Source organism: Candidatus Palibaumannia cicadellinicola, assembly GCF_000754265.1.
In the GTDB taxonomy this organism is placed as follows: domain Bacteria; phylum Pseudomonadota; class Gammaproteobacteria; order Enterobacterales; family Enterobacteriaceae; genus Baumannia; species Baumannia cicadellinicola_B.
Genome location: NZ_CP008985.1, coordinates 245,167 through 264,342 on the forward strand (window position 1 = coordinate 245,167; position 19,176 = coordinate 264,342).

Sequence of the window (19,176 nt, forward strand, 5' to 3'; positions counted from 1 at the left end):
ATTATACTAATATCTCTTATTGAAGAAGTGAATATTCACGTTTGAATTCTTTTAGCAATATCTCTTGCTCATCAGTAAGAGATAATTTTTCTAGAAGTTCAGGTCTTCTAAGCCAAGTACGGCCTAAAGACTGTTTCCGGCGCCAGCGCTGTATATCTGCATGATTCCCTGATAGCAGAACAGGTGGAACCTCTATACCACCCAAAACCTCAGGACGAGTATAATGCGGACAATCTAGCAATCCTTCAGCGAAGGAGTCTGCAGTAGCGGAAGTTTCGTGACTAAGTACTCCTGGAATCAATCGGGTAATCGAATCGATTAGTATCATTGCTGCTAACTCACCGCCACTGAGTACATAATCACCGATTGACCACTCTTCATCAATCTCCGTGGCAATTAAACGCTCATCAATACCTTTATAGCGACCACAGACTAGAATTAACTTAGGGTTTGCTGCTAGTTCATACACTCCTTGTTGATCAAGCTTACGTCCTTGAGGAGAGAGATATACCACTTTAACTAATTTGCCAGCTTGATTTTTGGCTTCATGGATCGCATCAAGCAATGGTTGCATCATCAATAGCATTCCTGGTCCACCGCCATAAGGACGATCATCTACGGTCTTATGGCGGTCGTGAGAAAATTCACGTGGACTCCAGCAATGTACATGTAGTAAACCATTTTTTACGGCGCGGCCAGTCACTCCATAATCAGTAACAGCACGGAACATTTCCGGAAATAGGCTGATAAAGCCAATCCACATGAGCTTTTTCCCGTCCTATAGGGTTAAAATCTCGGGTCCCAGTCAACTTGAATAACACGAGTCGTCAGATCTATGTTCTTAATCACCTTACCATAGAGAAATGGAATTAATAGCTCTTTTATGAAAAAATTATGTTTTTTATTAGTTTTGACGATGATAACATCATTTGAGCCAGTTTCCATTAAGTTAATTACTTGACCTAGCTGATAACCATTAACAGTTTCTACCTGGCAACCAATTAAGTCTTTCCAGTAGTACTCACCATCAGATAGATCTGGTAATTGCGAAGCATCAACGATAATTTTGCAGTTAGTTAATAGTTTTGCCCCTTCCCTATTTTGAATATTTTTGATCTTAATAATTATATTATTATGAGAAGATTTCCAGTCATCTAGTGCAATCTGCTGCCATGTATCCACCCGTTTAATAAACCAGGGTTGGTAATCAAAAATACTTTCAGCATATTCAGTAGATGAAACTATTTTTAGCCAACCGCGAATGCCATACGCTGAGCTAATGTTACCTAATACTACAGAATTCACAGGTGCTGCAATACTCATGTTATATTTTCTTACTTTTTATTAGTGCATATACGCGTTCCGATATTTTGGCACCATGATTAATCCAATATGAAATTCTATCCATATCTAAACGGAGATCTTGAGCTTGCCCAGTGGCAAGCGGATTAAAAAAACCAACACGTTCAATAAAGCGACCATCGCGTGCATTATGGTTATCAGTTACTACAATTTGATAAAATGGACGTTTTTTAGCTCCGCCACGTGCCAAACGAATTGTAACCATCACAGAACATCCTCATACTTAGTTTCTGAGTCAAAAACCATCAAGATTAATACAATAATTTAGTTAACGCGAGATGAATCCTGGCGGCATCATTTTCTTCAAACCGCGTATCATTCTCACCATTCCCTCTTTTTTCATTTTCTTCATAATACGCTGCATTTCTTCGAACTGTTTTAACAGACGGTTAACGTCCTGCACCTGCATACCAGAGCCTGCTGCAATACGACGCTTACGAGAACCTTTAATAATTTCTGGATTGACGCGTTCTTGAGCCGTCATTGAAGAAATAATCGCTTCCATACGTATTAACATTTGATCATCATGCATTTGTAACTTTACTTCATCTGGTAGTTTACTAATACCTGGCAATTTATTTATTATGGTAGCCATGCCACCCAAATTACGCATTTGCTTAATTTGGCTCATAAAGTCTGTCATATTAAAACTGTCGCCCTTATTTAAGGTTCTAGCAAGCTTCTGAGCTTGGGTGTTATCTACCTTACGTTCTATCTCTTCAATGAGCGATAAAACATCGCCCATACCAAGGATACGGTCGGCTAAACGATGAGGGTCGAACGGTTCTAAAGCATCTATTTTTTCTCCGATGCCAATAAATTTAATTGGAGTTCCGGTAATATAACGTATCGATAGTGCGGCACCACCGCGCGAGGTGCCGTCGACTTTAGTAAGGATCACCCCAGTTAGTGGTATCGCGCTATTGAAAGCTTTAGCTGCCTTAGCGGCATCCTGTCCAGTCATTGCGTCTACCACAAATAAAGTTTCTACTGGTTTAATCACAGTATAGATGTTAAGAATTTCATTCATCATCATGTCATTTATATGTAGACGACCAGCAGTATCTACTAGCAAAACATCATAGAATTTAAGTTGTGCGTATCTCAGCGCTTGATTAACAATATCAATGGGTTTTTGACAGTTTTGAGAAGGAAAAAAATCTACGCCGATGTTCTGAGTGAGGATTTCTAATTGTTTTATAGCTGACGGTCGGTAAATATCTACTGATACTACTAGCACTTTTTTACTATTTGTGTCCCGTAAATATTTTCCTAGTTTTACAACACTGGTTGTTTTTCCAACGCCCTGCTGACCTACGATTAGCACTACAGCCGGTGGCTGCGTCGCTAAGTTAAGAGAGGTATTTTGTTCTCCCATGGCATTTACCAGCTCAATGCGTACAATTTTTACAAACTCTTGCCCTGGGGTCAGACTCTTATTGACTTTCTGACTTAATGCACTCTCTTTAACCCTACTAATGAAGTCTTGTACTACCGGTAACGCTACGTCTGCTTCCAGTAGTGCCATACGAACGTCACGTAAAGTATCTTTAATATTAACTTCAGTCAGGCGTCCCTGGTCGCTGATATTACGTAAGGAACGTAATAATCGATGTGATAAATTTTCAAACATGCTGACTAATTTACTTTACCTGAAAAGATTGCTTGTTCATCTTATTACTAATTTTAGTTTAACACTAATTAGGTATATATAATACTACTCAACCCAAAAATGAATAAAGTGATAGTATCGCAGATATCAAAAGTAATAGTAATCATCTTATTTAGTGATTTTTAGGTCGATAAAAGCATAAATAAAAACTAGTCAGGACGTTTTCGTTAGCAATACACACTACAGGGGTATATCATATGGGTATGATATACTGAAAAGTAATGGTATTTGACTTTGATTGAGGAACAATTAGTAGCTGTGGTTGTTCCTGTTAGTCAAAAAATCATCAAAACTAAGCATATCTGTTGCTTCTAGTTCTAACTGATACTGCCACGAGCGTACCTGCTCTTCGTCGAAAGATAATTGATTTAATACTTCTAATGGTTCTTTACTCAGGATCTGAAAATATTGGTTTGCTAGATTCAACCCTAGACCAAGAATACCATGTTCTTTCATTTCTTTCAAGATGCGAGCAGATAGAGTCAACTCAGGTTGATCAACACTGGCCATCAATTTATCACATACTCGCTGATACTCGATATCCCCATTGTTACTATCGATAGTCTCAGCCACGCGCCGGAGAGCAATAAATAACCATTTGCTTAATGTTACTAAAGGTTGTTTGCTACGGCCGCAGTCAACAACTAGTGTTAGCCCAGGCTTACGTCCTTCTAGAATAACTTTATTCCAATTGATGCGGGTACAAAGTAACTCTTTAGCGCTCATTTTAGGCGCTTCAACTAGAGTGCACCAAATTAAAAATAGATCTAAAAAGCGCACCTGCTCCTCATCAATGCCTATTGGTGAGAAGGGATTAATATCTAGCGACCGCACTTCGATATACTCAATTCCCCCACGTAGTAGGGCATCAGAAGGCGATTCTTCGTTCTGGGCGACTCGCTTAGGCCGTATTGGTGCATATAGTTCATTTTCAAGTTGTAATATATTAGTATTCAGTTGTAGATAACGGCCATTTTTTTGTAACCCTATCCGTTGGTAATCAGTATATGGGGTACATGTTGCCTGCTTTAACCCAAATACATACTTCTTTAGGTTATTCAAGGTGATATCTAGCTGATTTTGTGATTGATTAGTATAACCGAAATCACTCATGCGCAGCGAAGTAGCATAAGGCAAATAAATAAAACCAGATGGTGCTTTTTTAAATTGCAAGTTAGTTTGTCGGCTGTTAATAAACGATTCACACATACCTGGGGATGCACCAAAGACATAAGGAATAATCCATCCGAAACGATAATAATTGCGAATTAGTCCGAGATAGCCGGCAGAGATAACCTCCTTGCCTCGCTCAATATCGCTAACGCCAGCATGTGCCTGCCAAAATGCTAGAGGGAAAGAGAAATTATAATGTACCCCAGATATAATCTGCATCAGAGCACTATAACGATTTTTAAGTCCTTTACGGTATAGAGTCTTCATAAGTCCAATATTAGAACTACCGTATTGTGCGAGCTGAATTGGTTGTGTGCTATCGATGAAGCAAGGCATACTCATTGGCCACATCCATTCATCGCAAAGATTACGGGCTACGTGGCGATGAATATCACGTAACAGCGTTAGCATGTGATGAATATCTTGAGTGACCGGCGTTATAAATTCTAGTAACGCTTCAGCAAAATCAGTGGTAATCCACTGATGGGTTAGTGCTGCGCCGAGCGTTTCAGGGTGAGAGGTCTGTGCTAGATTTCCTTTAGTATTAATACGTAGCGTTTCACGTTCTAAGCCACGACAAATGCCCTGTAAGGCCTGAGGATTAGCTTCCAACCAGAAAAGTGCCTCTGATGATACGTCCGGTATCAAATTGACCTCCTGTAGGTTATAAGATTTTTAATTAACATAAGGAATCAAGCTCATTAGATCACCTAAAGTTGCTAATTCTGTTAATGTTAGATATGTGTTTCTGCTTCGTCATAAGTGATAAGTAGTAGAAGTCGAGCAAGATACATACATCTACATTAAGGTCATAAACTAAGAATACCGCTAAGGTGAAAGAAGCTATAACAAACGAATGGTGCATCCGGAAGGATTCGAACCTCCGACCTCTCGGTTCGTAGCCGAGTACTCTATCCAGCTGAGCTACGGATGCATAATTAGTGGCGGTGAGGGAGGGATTCGAACCCTCGATACAGCTTATTACTATATACTCCCTTAGCAGGGGAGCGCCTTCAGCCTCTCGGCCACCTCACCTACGCACGCTATAATGGGCACTACGTGGCGCACATATTACTTTCTAAGCATGATAAGTCAAACCATTTTTTCTCTCCTGCTTAATCTCTTGCCGGAGAATCATGATCAATCCAAAGTAGTGGTTACGCCTCGCCTGCCTAGAGCAAGGCGCAGGAATCAAGTATCAGTAAATAGTCTGTTGCGATTTCTCAACTTGAATACGCTGGTATATTTCTTCACGGTGTACAGAAACTTCTTTAGGAGCATTCACACCGATACGGACCTGGTTGCCCTTTACGCCTAAAACAGTAACAGTTACCTCATCACCAATCATGAGGGTTTCACCAACTCTACGAGTCAGAATAAGCATTCTTTCTTTGCTCCTTGAAATATTCAAATAGTCTGGTCTCTCAGTTTTTCGCCATTATCTATAATATATCTTGAAAAAGTAAGCTGTGTAGTACACTAAACACAAAACACGTTTATCTATATCGTATCAGTTTAGTCGATATCATTTGCTTCGCGTCTACCTTTATTTATATGTTTATCACCACTATTTCAAAGTGTTTCTACCAACATTTGTTCTATACGGTATAGAGCTGCGGAAAGTCCTGCGGGATCGCTGTCGCTAGCATGTGCAATTTCTAGGCTGCCTCCCCCTTTACCGCCGATTTGCTGGGTTAATGTATTAATAATATCCCTAGCATTGATGCGATGGGTTAAATCACTAGTAACTCCGACTATTAGGCTTACTTGGTCCTTGCCCTCAGACACATTAGCTAAGATTATGACCGCTGAGCCCAGCTTATTCTTCATGTCCTCCACAATGGTACGTAGTATTTTTTTTTCTAAATGTTTCACGTCGCTGACAACTACTCGGGCACCATTGATATCACGGATTTTTCGGTTTAATACTGTTATCTCCTGTACCGCTAGCTTGCTATTTAGCTGCTGGAGCTTTTTTTCTAACTGTTTGGCTAGATCCTGTAAATCACGTACTTTATGCACTAATTTATTGCTATCTGTTTTCAAAATTTGCGATATTTGTTGCACTAAATAGCTTTGCTCATGTAAACGCGTGAGCGCTGCTTCACCCGTGACTGCTTCTAGACGGCGTATTCCTGCAGCAATACCTGATTCGGATGATATTGAAAACAAGCCAATATCACCGGTACGACTCGCATGGGTACCGCAACATAACTCAGTAGAGAAATCACCTATACTTAATACTCGTACTTGGGACTCATATTTATCTCTGAATACAGAGATTACACCTTTATTACGTGCGGCATCCAGCGCCATAATTTCTGTCTTGATTATCAAATTACGACGTATCTGTTGGTTTACTATCTCTTCGATTATGCGTATTTGCTCCAGTGGTATAGCTTGATGATGGGAGAAGTCAAAGCGTAGATACTTGTCATTTACAAGAGATCCTCTTTGCACCACATATTCGCCTAGTACTTGACGTAATGTTGAGTATAGCAAATGGGTCGCAGAGTGATTCAATTGAATACGGTTGCGGCGCGTTTGATCGACATGCGCTGTAACCTGGTCCCCAATCTTCAATTCTCCATAGCGGAGCGTACCTAAATGACCTAAAGACTGACCATATTGCTGAGTATCAACCACTTGAAAAATACCATTGGCTACCTTGAGTTCACCACTATCGCCTACCTGGCCGCCAGATTGTCCATAAAAAGGTGTTTGGTCTAGTATCACTATCGCATTTATACTATTATTGATCACGTTTATAGGCTTACCATCGGAGAATAATGCAGTAACTCGACCTGAGTACGTCATGTGCTGATAACCTAAGAAACAGGTACCCTGGTCGATACGCAGCATACTATTATAATCAGTGCCAAAACTGCTGGCTGCTCGTGCACGTTTACGTTGTGCCTCCATGGCGCGTTTAAAACCTTCTTCATCAACTTTAATCTGACGTTCACGACAAACATCAACGGTTAGATATAACGGGAAACCATAGGTATCGTAAAGACGAAATGCTGTTTCACCGTCCAGTGTATCGCAGGTAAGTTTAGCTAGCGCATTTTCTAACAAGGACAATCCGCGCTCTAAAGTTTGGTAAAATTGTTCCTCTTCAGTTCGCAGCACTCGTTCGACCATATTTTGCTGTAGTTTTAACTGATCTGCAGCGCTACCCATTACTTCAATCAAGGGCGCGACGAGCCGATAAAAAAACGTATCGCGAGCGCCTAAGATGTAACCATGACGAATGGCACGGCGGATAATATGGCGTAAAACATAGCCGCGCCCATCTTTAGATGGTATTACTCCATCACTGACCAAAAAGGCGCACGAACGGATATGATCAGCAATCACACGTAGGGATTTGCTGCATAGATGGGGAGCACCTGTAATTTCTGCGGCTACAGTAATTAGTTGACGAAAGAGATCAATATCGTAGTTAGAGTGAACGTGCTGTAGCACTGCTGCGATACGCTCTAGACCCATACCGGTATCCACCGAAGGTTTAGGTAGTCGTAGCATCGTGCCATCCGCCTGGCGATCAAATTGCACGAATACTAGGTTCCAAATCTCGATATAGCGATCGCCGTATTCTTCCTTACTACCAGGTGGTCCACCACAAAGGTGGTCGCCATGATCGTAGAAAATTTCGGAACAGGGGCCACAGGGGCCAATATCGCCCATTTGCCAGAAATTATCTGAAGCGTAAGTGCTTCCTTTGTTGTCGCTGATGCGGACAATGCGCTCACGTGGTATACCTATTTCATGGTACCATATGTTATAGGATTCGTAATCGGTAGCATATACTGTCACCCATAGTTTATTTTTAGGTAAATTAAACCATTGCACTCCTGTTAATAATTCCCATGCAAATCGGATAGCGTCGTATTTGAAATATTCACCGAAGCTGAAGTTACCCAGCATTTCGAAAAAGGTATGGTGACGTGTGGTATAACCAATGTGCTCAAGATCATTGTGCTTACCACCTGCTCGTACGCAGCGCTGCGCGGTAGTCGCACTCTGGTATGAACGTTTATCTAGCCCTAAGAAAAGATTTTTAAACTGGTTCATACCAGCATTGGTAAACAACAAAGTCTGATCGTTATCAGATACTAGCGAGCTACTTGCTACTATCTGATGTCCTTTGCTGTTAAAAAAATCTAGAAATTTCTGTCTGATTTCAGCGGTACTATTATTACTCATAGTTGTCTCATAATTATGCTAAAAGATTAAATCTTGAATAGAATAGCCCAGTAGTCAAATACTACATGAGTGTTTAAGATCGTTAAATTCCAAAATTGAGATATGTTTTCTTTAGTACGAAGTAAAATATCGGACACATTTTATAAATGTGTATGATTCGATTTGATTGAAAGTTGAATAAACTGTGGGAAATAGCTCATAACTGCTACGCAGAGAGCAGTTGGTGGCCATTTGATGGTCATCTCATAGCCCACTTAGGCAAACTCTTAATATAATTACGTGGTGTTCGCACGCTCACAACCTTAGCTTTGATCAAAAGCTCCTTCATCTGTGACTAGATTGTTACCATCGGTACTGTGTAACAACATATCGCGCAGTTTCTTATCTAGTTCTGCGGCAAGTTGCGGATGATATTTTAAGAAGTTACAGACGTTGGTCTTTCCCTGTCCTATTTTATCGCCATTATAACTATACCAAGAGCCTGCTTTCTCGATTAGATTATTTTTTACGCCGAGATCTAGCAATTCACCATGAATATTAATACCTTCACCGTATGTTATCTGAAATTCAGCCTGTTTAAATGGTGCTGCAACTTTATTTTTTACTACTTTCACGCGGGTTTCGCTACCCACCACTACGTCGCCCTCTTTCACCGAACCTATACGGCGAATATCTAACCTAACTGAAGAATAAAATTTAAGCGCATTACCGCCTGTCGTAGTTTCTGGGTTACCAAACATCACACCGATCTTCATCCTAATTTGGTTAATAAATATTAGTAGCGTATTAGCATTCTTTAGGTTACCCGTTAGTTTACGCATCGCTTGGCTCATCATCCGCGCAGCCAATCCCACGTGTGAGTCACCGATTTCACCTTCAATCTCAGCCTTAGGCGCTAGCGCCGCTACTGAATCAACGATAATTACGTCCACAGCTCCGGAGCGAGTTAAGACGTCACATATTTCCAGCGCCTGCTCGCCGGTATCCGGCTGTGAGCATAGTAAATTATCGATATCTACCCCTAACTTTTTAGCATAAATGGGGTCGAGGGCATGTTCAGCGTCGATAAAAGCACAGATTTTACCTTCTTTCTGTGCCGTAGCTATTACCTGCAGCGTTAGGGTCGTTTTACCTGAAGATTCTGGTCCATATATTTCAACTATACGGCCCATGGGTAAACCACCAGCACCTAGTGCAATGTCAAGGGATAGAGAACCAGTGGAAATCGTTTCGACATCCATTGAGCGATCTTCACCCAGACGCATAATGGAACCTTTACCGAATTGCTTTTCAATTTGGCTTAATGCTGCTGCTAGAGCTTTTTGTTTATTCTCATCAATAGCCATTTCAACTCCATTTTCAATGCGCTTAAAATTTGTACTCACAGGACTGAGTCTTCATTATCATTATACGGTATTTGTCTCAAGCAGAGTACTGAGGTGAAATATACATACCGCTTGGCGGTACACCACACAGATTCAGTACGTACGTAAGTAACTGCAACCTATTGCTCCATGGTCTAGGAAGATTAGTGAGTTGGCATGCTGAGCAGAGCAGATGCAGATAAACTTTATAAAGCAAGCGAGGTTTTAAGGCGCTGCCTACTATCAATTGACGCAAGAATCATTAGATGTAACTAGTATTTTTGAAATCTAGGCACTTTAGTTATAAAGGTATCTAGGTGGTATAACTAAAAGCGATCGCTAATAACATAAAATGCTTTAGTAGCATCGAGTCAAATAGTTTAGCATTACCGCCAACGCAAGCATTATACGCTTATCGTTACCATTTATTGACAGGAATCATCATGAAAAAAAGAACTATAGCATTACTATTCAGTTCTCTTGCTTTTCTCGTTGCAGAGACACAAGCAGTCGAGGAACTAGTTGCGATACAACCAGCTAACATAATTATCTTTGGCACCGAGGGTACTTACGCACCCTATACCTATCACGATAACAGCAATAAACTAGTAGGCTTCGATGTAGATCTGGGCTATGCTGTTGCAGCTAATCTCGGTATGAAAGCTAAATTTATAGAAGGACACTGGGACGGACTGATAGCAGGTCTGGACGGTAAACGTTATGATGCGGTCATTAATCAGGTGGATATTACACCAGAGCGTAAGGCGAAATACGATTTTTCCCAATCCTATATTGACTCTAAAGTGGTACTGGTGACACGTAATGATAATACGACCATAAAAAGTTTTGCGGATTTAAAAAATCAAAAATCAGCGCAGAGTCTTACCAGCCATTATTCCCAATTAGCTCGAAAATATGGCGCCGACATTGTCCCTACTGATAGTTTTAATCAGTCTCTAGAATTAGTTCTGACAGGTAGGGCGACAGCAACGCTGAATGATAACCTTTCATTCTTAGATTTTAAAAAACATAAACCAGACGCTCGAGTGAAGGTTGTAGCCTCCGAAGCAGCAAGCTCGACATCTGGTATTATACTGCGTAAGGGTCAGCCCGAACTAGTTGCAGCTCTCAATAAAGCACTAGACGACATCAAGGCTAACGGCACTTATAAGATCATCTCCATCCGTTATTTCGGCCAGGATGTCTCGGAATGATTTTTTCCTGGAGGAATTTTACTCATGCCACCATGGCTACAATTAATACATGATTCTTTTTGGCGTTTATTTACAGCAGGACTTTTTTTTACCCTACCTTTAGCATTGCTATCTTTTTTCGGCGGCTTGCTATTAGGGTTTCTAGTAACGTTAATCCGTTTATATGGTTCGGGATCTCTAAAATTAATCGCGAATGTTTATGTCTGGGTTATCCGGGGAACTCCATTGCTAGTACAGCTATTTTTAATCTTTTATGGCCTGCCAAGTGCTGGGATAACGTTAAATGCTTTCCCCGCTGCTCTGATAGGTTTTACCCTAAATGTAGGTGCTTATAGTTCAGAGATTATTCGTGGTGCAATTATCTCCGTGCCTAAAATGCAATGGGAAGCAGCTTGGGCTATTGGTATGAATAGTACCCAGGCGATGCGCAGAGTCATTTTACCACAGTCGATATTTGTTGCATTGCCACCATTAGCTAATTCTTTTATATCGCTAATTAAAGACACTTCACTAGCCGCAGTTATTACTGTACCTGAGATGTTTCTTGCTGCTCAACGTATCGTTTCTGTTACTTATGAGCCTCTGATTTTGTATATTGAGGCTGCAGCAATTTACCTACTTTATAGCACTATGCTAGGTAAATTGCAAAACCAGTTAGAGAGCTATTTTCGCCGCTACGAATAGAGGTTATTAGCAGAAAAAAATGGCAATTAAGCTTAGAAGAAGAATATGAGTGACTTTAAGATAAAAAAATCTCTAATCAACCATACTCCTATGATGCAGCAGTATTTAAAGCTGAAAGCTCAGCATCCTAATATTTTGCTTTTTTACCGCATGGGCGATTTTTATGAATTTTTTTATGATGATGCTAAGCGAGCATCAGAGTTAATGGATATATCTTTAACTAAACGCGGCTCCTCAGCTGGTGAACCGATCCCAATGGCTGGGATACCTTATCATGCGATAGAAAACTATTTGGCCAAGCTAGTAGCGCTTGGCGAATCGGTAGCAATCTGTGAACAAATTGGCGATCCTGCAACAACTCAGGGGCCGGTAGAACGCCGTGTTGTACGAATTATTACTCCAGGCACCCTGAGTGATGAAGAATTACTAAATGAACGCCAAGATAACTTACTAGCAGCTATGTGGCAGGAGTCCCAGAGCTTTGGTTATGCAACTTTGGATATTACCTCGGGCCGTTTTATCGTTTCTGAACCAACAGATTTAGAAGCGATGGCTGCCGAATTACAGCGTACGAATCCGGCTGAGCTACTTTATCCGGAGACGTTACATAATTCATCCCTGATCGAACACCGACGCGGTCTCCGACGCAGACCAATCTGGGAATTTGAATTAGAGACAGCTTGTCAGCAGCTTATGATACAGTTCGGCACCCGTAGTTTGAATGGCTTCGGCATTGAACGTGCACATCTAGCGCTACGGGCAGCCGGCTGCTTGCTGCAGTACGCTAAGGATACCCAGCGCACCTCTATGCCACATATCTGTACTGTAACCTTAGAACGGCAACAAGACTATGTAGTCATGGATACTGTTACCAGGCGTAACCTTGAGCTAATACAAAACATTAGTGGCGGCGCAGAAAATACACTAGTGAATATTCTCGATCATACTATAACTCCGATGGGCAGTCGGATGCTGAAACGCTGGCTACAGATGCCAACTAGACATATTCCTACTATCAAACACCGTCAACAAAGTATCGCATTTTTGCAAGATCAGTTTGCCGATTTACAACCAGTGCTACAGCAGATCGGAGATCTAGAGCGAATACTAGCACGTTTGGCGCTGCGCACCGCGCGCCCCCGTGATTTAGCACGTATGCGTCATGCTTTCCAGCAATTGCCCGAGATCCAGGCCAGGTTGGCAGATCAGCCTAGTGAGCATATTTCACAATTACTAAGTAAGGTCGGGTTGTTTGATGATCTGCACCAACTGTTAGAGCGTGCTATTGTTGAATTACCACCAGTGCTGGTACGTGACGGCGGCGTGATAGCTACTGGATACAGCACTGAGTTGGATCAGTTGCGTGCGTTGGCGGATAATGCAACGGACTATCTGAATCAGCTTGAGATCAAAGAACGTGAGCACACAGGTCTAGAGACACTGAAAGTTGGTTTTAATGCTATACACGGCTATTTTATTCAACTTAGCCGCGGACAGAGTCATTTGGCGCCCGTACGCTATGTCCGCCGGCAGACACTCAAAAATGCAGAGCGTTATATTATACCAGAGCTTAAAGAGTATGAAGACAAAGTAATTACCTCAAAAGGTAAAGCCTTATCGCTAGAAAAAGCATTATATAATGAGTTACTTGATCTACTGTTACCACATTTAGCTCAATTACAACAGAGTGCGGCAGCACTCGCGGAGCTAGATGTTTTGAATAATTTAGCAGAACGTGCTGAGACACTAAATTATATCTGTCCCGTGATCAGCGATCAACCTGGTATCCATATTATTGGCGGGCGACATCCAGTGGTAGAGCAGTTCCTAAGCGAGCCGTTTATCGCGAATCCTTTATCCTTGTCAGATCAAAATCATATGCTGATTATCACTGGACCAAACATGGGTGGTAAGAGTACTTATATGCGCCAAAACGCACTCATTGTATTGTTGGGCTATATTGGTAGCTTCGTACCTGCGTCGCAGGCGAGAATAGGACCGATTGATCGTATTTTCACCCGTATAGGCGCAGCAGATGATCTAGCTTCTGGCCGTTCTACCTTTATGGTTGAGATGACAGAAACAGCAAATATTTTACATAATGCTACTTGCCAGAGTTTAGTCTTGATGGATGAGATTGGACGCGGTACGTCCACCTATGATGGCTTATCGCTGGCTTGGGCATCTGCAGAAAGCCTTGCTGGCAGTATTAAAGCAATGACGTTATTCGCAACACATTATTTTGAGCTGACTGCTCTCTCTGAAAATATAAGAGGTGTGGTAAACGTACATTTTGATGCATTAGAGTATGATAATACTATTGCTTTTATGCATAGTATACAGAAAGGTGCTACTAGTAAAAGTTATGGCTTGTCAGTAGCGGGGCTAGCGGGTGTACCACCCGACGTTATAAAGCGCGCTTACAAAAAGCTACGTGAGCTTGAGATAATTTCTAATAGTACAGCAATATGTACTCAGTTTACCGTGTTACCGCAGCTGGAGCTAGATACATCGAAATCCAAAGTAATCCAGGCTTTAGAAGAAATAGAGCCAGACAGTTTATCTCCACGTCAAGCGCTTGATTTGCTATATCATTTAAAGAATATGATTTTAGGAAAATTAAACCTTATTTAATTAAGCCTACCGCTGCTAATTTTATTAGTGTTTTCTTGATTAAATATTCACAAAATAACTATTTAACAACCTGCTGATCATTGTCATACAACTCATTTTCAGACAAATAAAGTAATGGATTAACTGATTTACCATGGTAACGAATTTCAAAATGTAATCTAACTGAGCTAGCACCGGTACTACCCATAGTGGCAATTTTTTGCCCCGCTTTAACTTGTTGTGGTTCATGAACAAGCATGGTATTGTTATGAGCATATGCACTTAAGTAGTCATCGTTATGTTTGATAATAATAAGATTACCGTATCCTCGCAATGCATTACCTGCGTAAACAACTTTACCATTAGCGGTTGCTATAATTGGCTGTCCGCAGAAGCCAGAGATATCTACGCCTTTATTTCCACCTTCAGTAGCGGAGAAATATTCAATAATTTTACCAGTAGTAGGCCAGGACCAGCTGGCTGTTAAGTGATTGCTAGTTAAGACTGTAGTCGATGATGATAATGCAACTACATTACGTAACTTTTCAGAAGAACTATTTCCGTTACCTATACCTATCTGTAATATTGTCCCCACTTTTAAACGGTAAGGTTCCGGAATATGATTGATTTTAGCCAAATATTGAACGTCTTTACCAGTAATCCAGGCAATATAAAACAAAGTATCTCCGTTTTTAATCTGATAAGTTGAGTCAGAATAAGAACCTTTTTGAAGACGATTATAGCGACGATTAGATGTCTTATTAGTTCGTGGAGTACTAATACACATATTGAGATTACCGTAACTGCTAGATATTTTATTGTTGCCGCCTATATGACTAATAGGTGCTTTGAATTCATCACTAGCACATCCTACTAGCCATAAACTAGTCGTCATACTAGTAGAAACAATTATACGGCGCCAAGAGCATTTTTTACTTATCATGCTTACTTTTACTTATCTCTCCGCTATGGTACCTATGCGATCATAGCCTGGTCAGGCGCCTGTTAGTTATAGGAATGTTTGATGGTGAAAACAAAATCAACATGACATGAAATATAACGTAATAGGAACCGATATCGTGTTTTTAGTGAGCGTAATAACTGTATCCGTCCGTTGAATCATGCAAGATGTATTAACATAACAATGCCACTGCGAAGCAGGCTACACCCTCACCACGCCCCGTGAATCCCAACTGTTCGGTCGTGGTAGCTTTCACATTGATATCATCTATGTGACAATAGAGATCTGCTGCAAGATAGATACGCATCTGCTGAATATACGGAGAAAGTTTTGGCGCCTGGGCAATTATGGTGATATCTAGATTACCCAAACGATAGCTTTTTGCTACAATACATTGCCAGACTTCGCGTAGTAGCTTACGGCTATCAGCACCCTTGAAGACTGGATCAGTATCTGGAAAGAGTTGACCAATATCACCTAATGCTGCAGCGCCAAGTAAAGCGTCAGTTGCTGCATGTAACGCAACGTCACCATCAGAATGAGATAGTAAACCTTGCTGATAGGGAATATGCACACCCCCGATAATAAGCTTGCCTTCTCCGCCAAATTGATGAACATCAAAACCATGACCGATACGCATTTATACTCTCTTGTTGTGAGACGATTGAGATAAATAAAAACTAGCCAGTAATAAATCTTCTGGCCAAGTAACTTTGATATTATCCGCTCTACCTGGCACTAATAAAGGTTGGTATCCGCAATACTCTAATGCCGAAGACTCATCAGTTAAGGTTGCTCCTTCTTTTAGCGCTCGACTCAGACAACTTTTAAGTAATTCAAGCATAAATAACTGTGGCGTCAGCGCATGCCATAAATCAGTGCGATCAACAGTATAATCGATCGTTTCCGTGCTGTTGCAGGCACGTTTCATAGTGTCGCGCACAGGGGTTGCCAAAATACCTCCCACTGTCGAACGGGCTGTAACAGTTAGCAGGCACAGTAGATCATCTTGATGTAAGCATGGACGTGCTGCATCGTGAACTAGTACCCAGGATGCACGTTTCACATGGTGCAAGGCTACCATCACAGAATCTGCCCGTTTGTTACCGCCAGTCACTACCATTACTCGCTCTTCTGATGCTACTGGTAACTGATAGAACCAATAGTCGTCGGGACTGATAGCAACAATAACTTGACGGATACAAGGCTGACGTAACAGTGCGTATATTGCAAGTTCTAGCATAGTTTTTTCGCCAATAGTGAGATACTGCTTTGGAAATGGTTTTTGCATACGGCGACCTATTCCAGCAGCAGGTAAAATTGCTACTACATCAGGAAATGTTACTGCTAATAAGGTCATTATTTGTTTTCTCTTTGTACCTGTGCCATTGGTTGTTGTTGTCTAGGCACTAAACGATAGAAGGTCTCACCAGGCTTAATCATGTCTAGCTCATGACGTGAACGTTCTTCTATAGCATCTTGGCCATCATTTAAATCGTCAACTTCAGCAAATAGCTGAGTGTTGCGCATCTTAAGTTTGGCGTTATTGTAGTTTTGCGTAACGATATTATTATCTATGCGAACTAGATCTATGATACCGTTCTTACCTAGCCAAAGAGAATATTGTAGCCAGAAAAAAAGCACTAATAGTAGTAGCGCTAATTTATTCATTTTCCTGCCTCCCATTTAACTTATGGAAACCAGTAAAATTGATCTTGTCATCATTTGCCGCTAGACAGACTACATACGTGCGAGAAATGACAAATAGCGGCATCAAAACAAGATTTTGCCATATACTTTATACTTTTAGTGAGAATCTTTATTATTAAAACAATGAAATAATAGGTCTCATACGGGATTTGAAAAGCTTATAATCACGCGTTCTTTGAGTACTTCTAATAATTGAGTTGTTAACTGTGTGATTAATTGTGTGCCATTGAGATGTATCTCTGGTTGCTGCGGTGGCTGATAAATAGAATCGATACCGGTGAAATTATGTAATTGACCACTACGGACTTTATGATATAACCCCTTAGGATCACGCGCTTGGCAAATAGCTAACGGTGTATCTACGAAAACTTCGATAAATCTGCCTACTGGTAGCATGTCACGGACCATCTGCCGTTCCGCGTAGTGAGGTGAAATTAGAGCACTTAGTACTATTAGCCCGGCATCTAGCATCAGTTTAGCTACCTCGCCAACCCGGCGGATATTCTCGCGCCGTTCGTCATCGCGGAAGCCTAGATCACGACAGAGACCATGACGTACATTATCACCATCAAGCAGGTAAGTACTAACACCCTTACTATACAGCGCCTGTTCTAGCGCACTTGCTAGCGTGGACTTGCCTGCGCCAGACAGACCAGTGAACCACAATACAGCACTACGGTGCTTATGTAATCGTTCTCGGTCCTCACGCTGTACAGGATGTATGTGCCAAACAATATTTTCATCATTTGATCGTTGGTAACGGCCTGTCATGATTTCCCTCCCAGTAGATCACGTGTGCCCCAGTGCGGAAAGTGACGGCGCAGCAGCGCATTAAATTCTAGTTCAAATTTACTGTAGGTATTTGATTGCCGGTAGACATCTTGTAGCGGTTGGTAAACCATACCAGCACCTACCGTTACGTTAGTAAGCCGATCAATAAATATCATACCACCTGTTACTGGGCTATTGATATATTTCTCAAGCATCATTGGCTCACAGAATTCTAATTCTACCATTCCAATGCTATTTAGGGGTAGGTTATCCGCCGCACGTGGTTTTAAGGTATTTATATCGACCTGATATTGGACATGATCTACCCGTGCGCTGGTTTTCTTACCTGCAATCTTGATATCGTAGCTCTGACCAGCTACCAGGGGCTTATCGGTCATCCATACGACATTAACCTGAGCGTATTGTACTGCAGGCAGTACTGTATCATAGTCCACTAAGAAATCTCCGCGGCTGATATCTACGGCGTCTGTTAATACTAGTGTCACTGCTTCTCCCGTCCTGGCTTCTGTTTTATCACCGTCAAAGGTGACGATACGGCTAATAGTGGAGGTAAAATTAGACGGCAGCACTTTTATTGGTTGCCCTACCCGCAGTACTCCCGAAGCAACTGTTCCACTATAACCACGGAAATCTAGATTAGGGCGGTTAACATACTGCACCGGAAAACGTACTGGCTGCTGTTGATGAATATTAATTACTTCCACAGTTTCTAGTATATCTAGCAATGTTGGGCCGCTATACCAAGACATAGAGACTGTCGGGTTAACAACATTATCACCTCCAAGCGCTGATAACGGGACGAACTTTATGTCTAAATTACCTGGTAATTCCCTAGATAATTTTAGGTAATCTTGCTCAATTTGAGAGAAGATAGCCTGATCGTAGTTTACTAAATCCATTTTGTTTACCGCTACTACCAGATGACAGATGCCTAGCAAGGTGCTGATAAAGCTATGGCGCCGTGTTTGATCTAACATGCCTTTGCGTGCATCGATCAGTAAGATTGCGAGATCAGAAGTTGAAGCACCAGTAGCCATGTTACGGGTATATTGCTCATGTCCAGGAGTGTCAGCAATAATAAATTTACGCTTATCCGTAGAAAAATAACGGTAGGCTACATCAATTGTAATCCCTTGTTCACGTTCAGCCTGCAGACCGTCCACCAGTAGCGCAAAATCTAATTCTTCGCCTTGGGTACCGATACGTTTACTGTCTGTGTATAGCGTGGATAGTTGATCTTCGTAAATCTGCTGGGTATCATGTAGCAGGCGACCAATTAAGGTACTTTTGCCGTCGTCTACGCTGCCACACGTGAGAAAACGCAGCAAACTTTTCTTTTGCTGGAAGTGCAGGTATCTTTCTAGACTACCCTGCTCAGTAATATTTCGTGCTATATTTGAGGTTATAGTAGTATTTTTCATT

At 41.4% G+C, this 19,176-nt stretch carries 17 protein-coding genes and 2 tRNA genes; 3 read left to right on the forward strand and 16 right to left on the reverse strand.

The features are described 5' to 3' along the window. Positions 1-16: 16 nt before the first annotated feature. From trmD to recA, 10 genes are all read right to left on the reverse strand, one after another. The gene (gene trmD, locus IM45_RS01140) at positions 17-763 is read right to left on the reverse strand and encodes a tRNA (guanosine(37)-N1)-methyltransferase TrmD (RefSeq protein ID WP_038498195.1); all 747 of its coding nucleotides are present in this window, start codon (positions 761-763) and stop codon (positions 17-19) included. 23 nt (positions 764-786) lie between these two features. Continuing rightward, positions 787-1,323, reverse strand: a complete 537-nt coding sequence (gene rimM / locus IM45_RS01145; protein WP_038498199.1) for a ribosome maturation factor RimM — start codon at positions 1,321-1,323, stop codon at positions 787-789. Between the two features lies 1 nt (position 1,324). Beyond that, the gene (gene rpsP / locus IM45_RS01150; protein WP_038498202.1) at positions 1,325-1,567 is read right to left on the reverse strand and encodes a 30S ribosomal protein S16; all 243 of its coding nucleotides are present in this window, start codon (positions 1,565-1,567) and stop codon (positions 1,325-1,327) included. A gap of 63 nt (positions 1,568-1,630) precedes the next feature. Continuing rightward, positions 1,631-2,995 carry a signal recognition particle protein gene (gene ffh, locus IM45_RS01155; RefSeq protein ID WP_038498205.1) on the reverse strand — a complete coding sequence of 455 codons (1,365 nt, stop codon included), beginning with the start codon at positions 2,993-2,995 and terminating at the stop codon, positions 1,631-1,633. Positions 2,996-3,283: 288 nt separating this feature from the next. Further along, positions 3,284-4,855, reverse strand: coding sequence for a glutamate--cysteine ligase (gene gshA, locus IM45_RS01160; RefSeq protein WP_038498208.1), 1,572 nt, complete (start codon positions 4,853-4,855; stop codon positions 3,284-3,286). A 209-nt stretch (positions 4,856-5,064) separates the two neighbouring features. Beyond that, positions 5,065-5,141: transfer RNA gene (locus IM45_RS01165), tRNA-Arg, on the reverse strand. Between the two features lie 8 nt (positions 5,142-5,149). Beyond that, a tRNA-Ser gene (locus tag IM45_RS01170) sits at positions 5,150-5,242 on the reverse strand. 163 nt (positions 5,243-5,405) lie between these two features. Continuing rightward, the gene (csrA, locus tag IM45_RS01175) at positions 5,406-5,591 is read right to left on the reverse strand and encodes a carbon storage regulator CsrA (RefSeq protein WP_038498211.1); all 186 of its coding nucleotides are present in this window, start codon (positions 5,589-5,591) and stop codon (positions 5,406-5,408) included. A gap of 188 nt (positions 5,592-5,779) precedes the next feature. Beyond that, on the reverse strand, positions 5,780-8,416 hold the full coding sequence (gene alaS / locus IM45_RS01180) for an alanine--tRNA ligase (protein ID WP_038498214.1): 2,637 nt from the start codon (positions 8,414-8,416) through the stop codon (positions 5,780-5,782). Positions 8,417-8,718: 302 nt separating this feature from the next. Then, positions 8,719-9,762, reverse strand: coding sequence for a recombinase RecA (gene recA / locus IM45_RS01185; RefSeq protein WP_038498217.1), 1,044 nt, complete (start codon positions 9,760-9,762; stop codon positions 8,719-8,721). 461 nt (positions 9,763-10,223) lie between these two features. Between recA and IM45_RS01190 the strand changes: the two genes are divergently transcribed. The 3 genes from IM45_RS01190 to mutS are packed head-to-tail and all read left to right on the forward strand — an operon-like array spanning position 10,224 to position 14,312. After that, the gene (locus IM45_RS01190) at positions 10,224-10,994 is read left to right on the forward strand and encodes an amino acid ABC transporter substrate-binding protein (protein ID WP_038498220.1); all 771 of its coding nucleotides are present in this window, start codon (positions 10,224-10,226) and stop codon (positions 10,992-10,994) included. 24 nt (positions 10,995-11,018) lie between these two features. After that, positions 11,019-11,678, forward strand: a complete 660-nt coding sequence (locus IM45_RS01195; RefSeq protein ID WP_038498223.1) for an amino acid ABC transporter permease — start codon at positions 11,019-11,021, stop codon at positions 11,676-11,678. A gap of 45 nt (positions 11,679-11,723) precedes the next feature. After that, positions 11,724-14,312, forward strand: coding sequence for a DNA mismatch repair protein MutS (gene mutS / locus IM45_RS01200; protein ID WP_038498226.1), 2,589 nt, complete (start codon positions 11,724-11,726; stop codon positions 14,310-14,312). A 58-nt stretch (positions 14,313-14,370) separates the two neighbouring features. Here the strand turns inward: mutS and IM45_RS01205 are convergent, their stop codons facing one another. The 6 genes from IM45_RS01205 to cysN form a co-directional block, all read right to left on the reverse strand. Next, positions 14,371-15,234, reverse strand: a complete 864-nt coding sequence (locus IM45_RS01205) for a peptidoglycan DD-metalloendopeptidase family protein (RefSeq protein WP_081901716.1) — start codon at positions 15,232-15,234, stop codon at positions 14,371-14,373. 190 nt (positions 15,235-15,424) lie between these two features. After that, positions 15,425-15,892: a 2-C-methyl-D-erythritol 2,4-cyclodiphosphate synthase gene (gene ispF, locus IM45_RS01210; protein WP_038498229.1), complete on the reverse strand. Its 468-nt coding sequence runs from the start codon at positions 15,890-15,892 to the stop codon at positions 15,425-15,427. Beyond that, a complete protein-coding gene (ispD, locus tag IM45_RS01215; RefSeq protein WP_038498232.1) occupies positions 15,893-16,612 on the reverse strand; it encodes a 2-C-methyl-D-erythritol 4-phosphate cytidylyltransferase in 720 nt (239 codons plus the stop codon). Next, entirely contained in the window at positions 16,612-16,923 is a 312-nt protein-coding gene (gene ftsB, locus IM45_RS01220) for a cell division protein FtsB (RefSeq protein WP_038498235.1), read from the reverse strand. Before ftsB ends, ispD begins: the two co-directional genes overlap by 1 nt. Before the next feature lie 177 nt (positions 16,924-17,100). Continuing rightward, the gene (gene cysC / locus IM45_RS01225; RefSeq protein ID WP_038498238.1) at positions 17,101-17,733 is read right to left on the reverse strand and encodes an adenylyl-sulfate kinase; all 633 of its coding nucleotides are present in this window, start codon (positions 17,731-17,733) and stop codon (positions 17,101-17,103) included. Then, complete coding sequence (gene cysN, locus IM45_RS01230; protein WP_038498241.1) at positions 17,730-19,175, reverse strand: sulfate adenylyltransferase subunit CysN; 1,446 nt, start codon at positions 19,173-19,175, stop codon at positions 17,730-17,732. Before cysN ends, cysC begins: the two co-directional genes overlap by 4 nt. Between the last annotated feature and the right edge of the window lies 1 nt (position 19,176).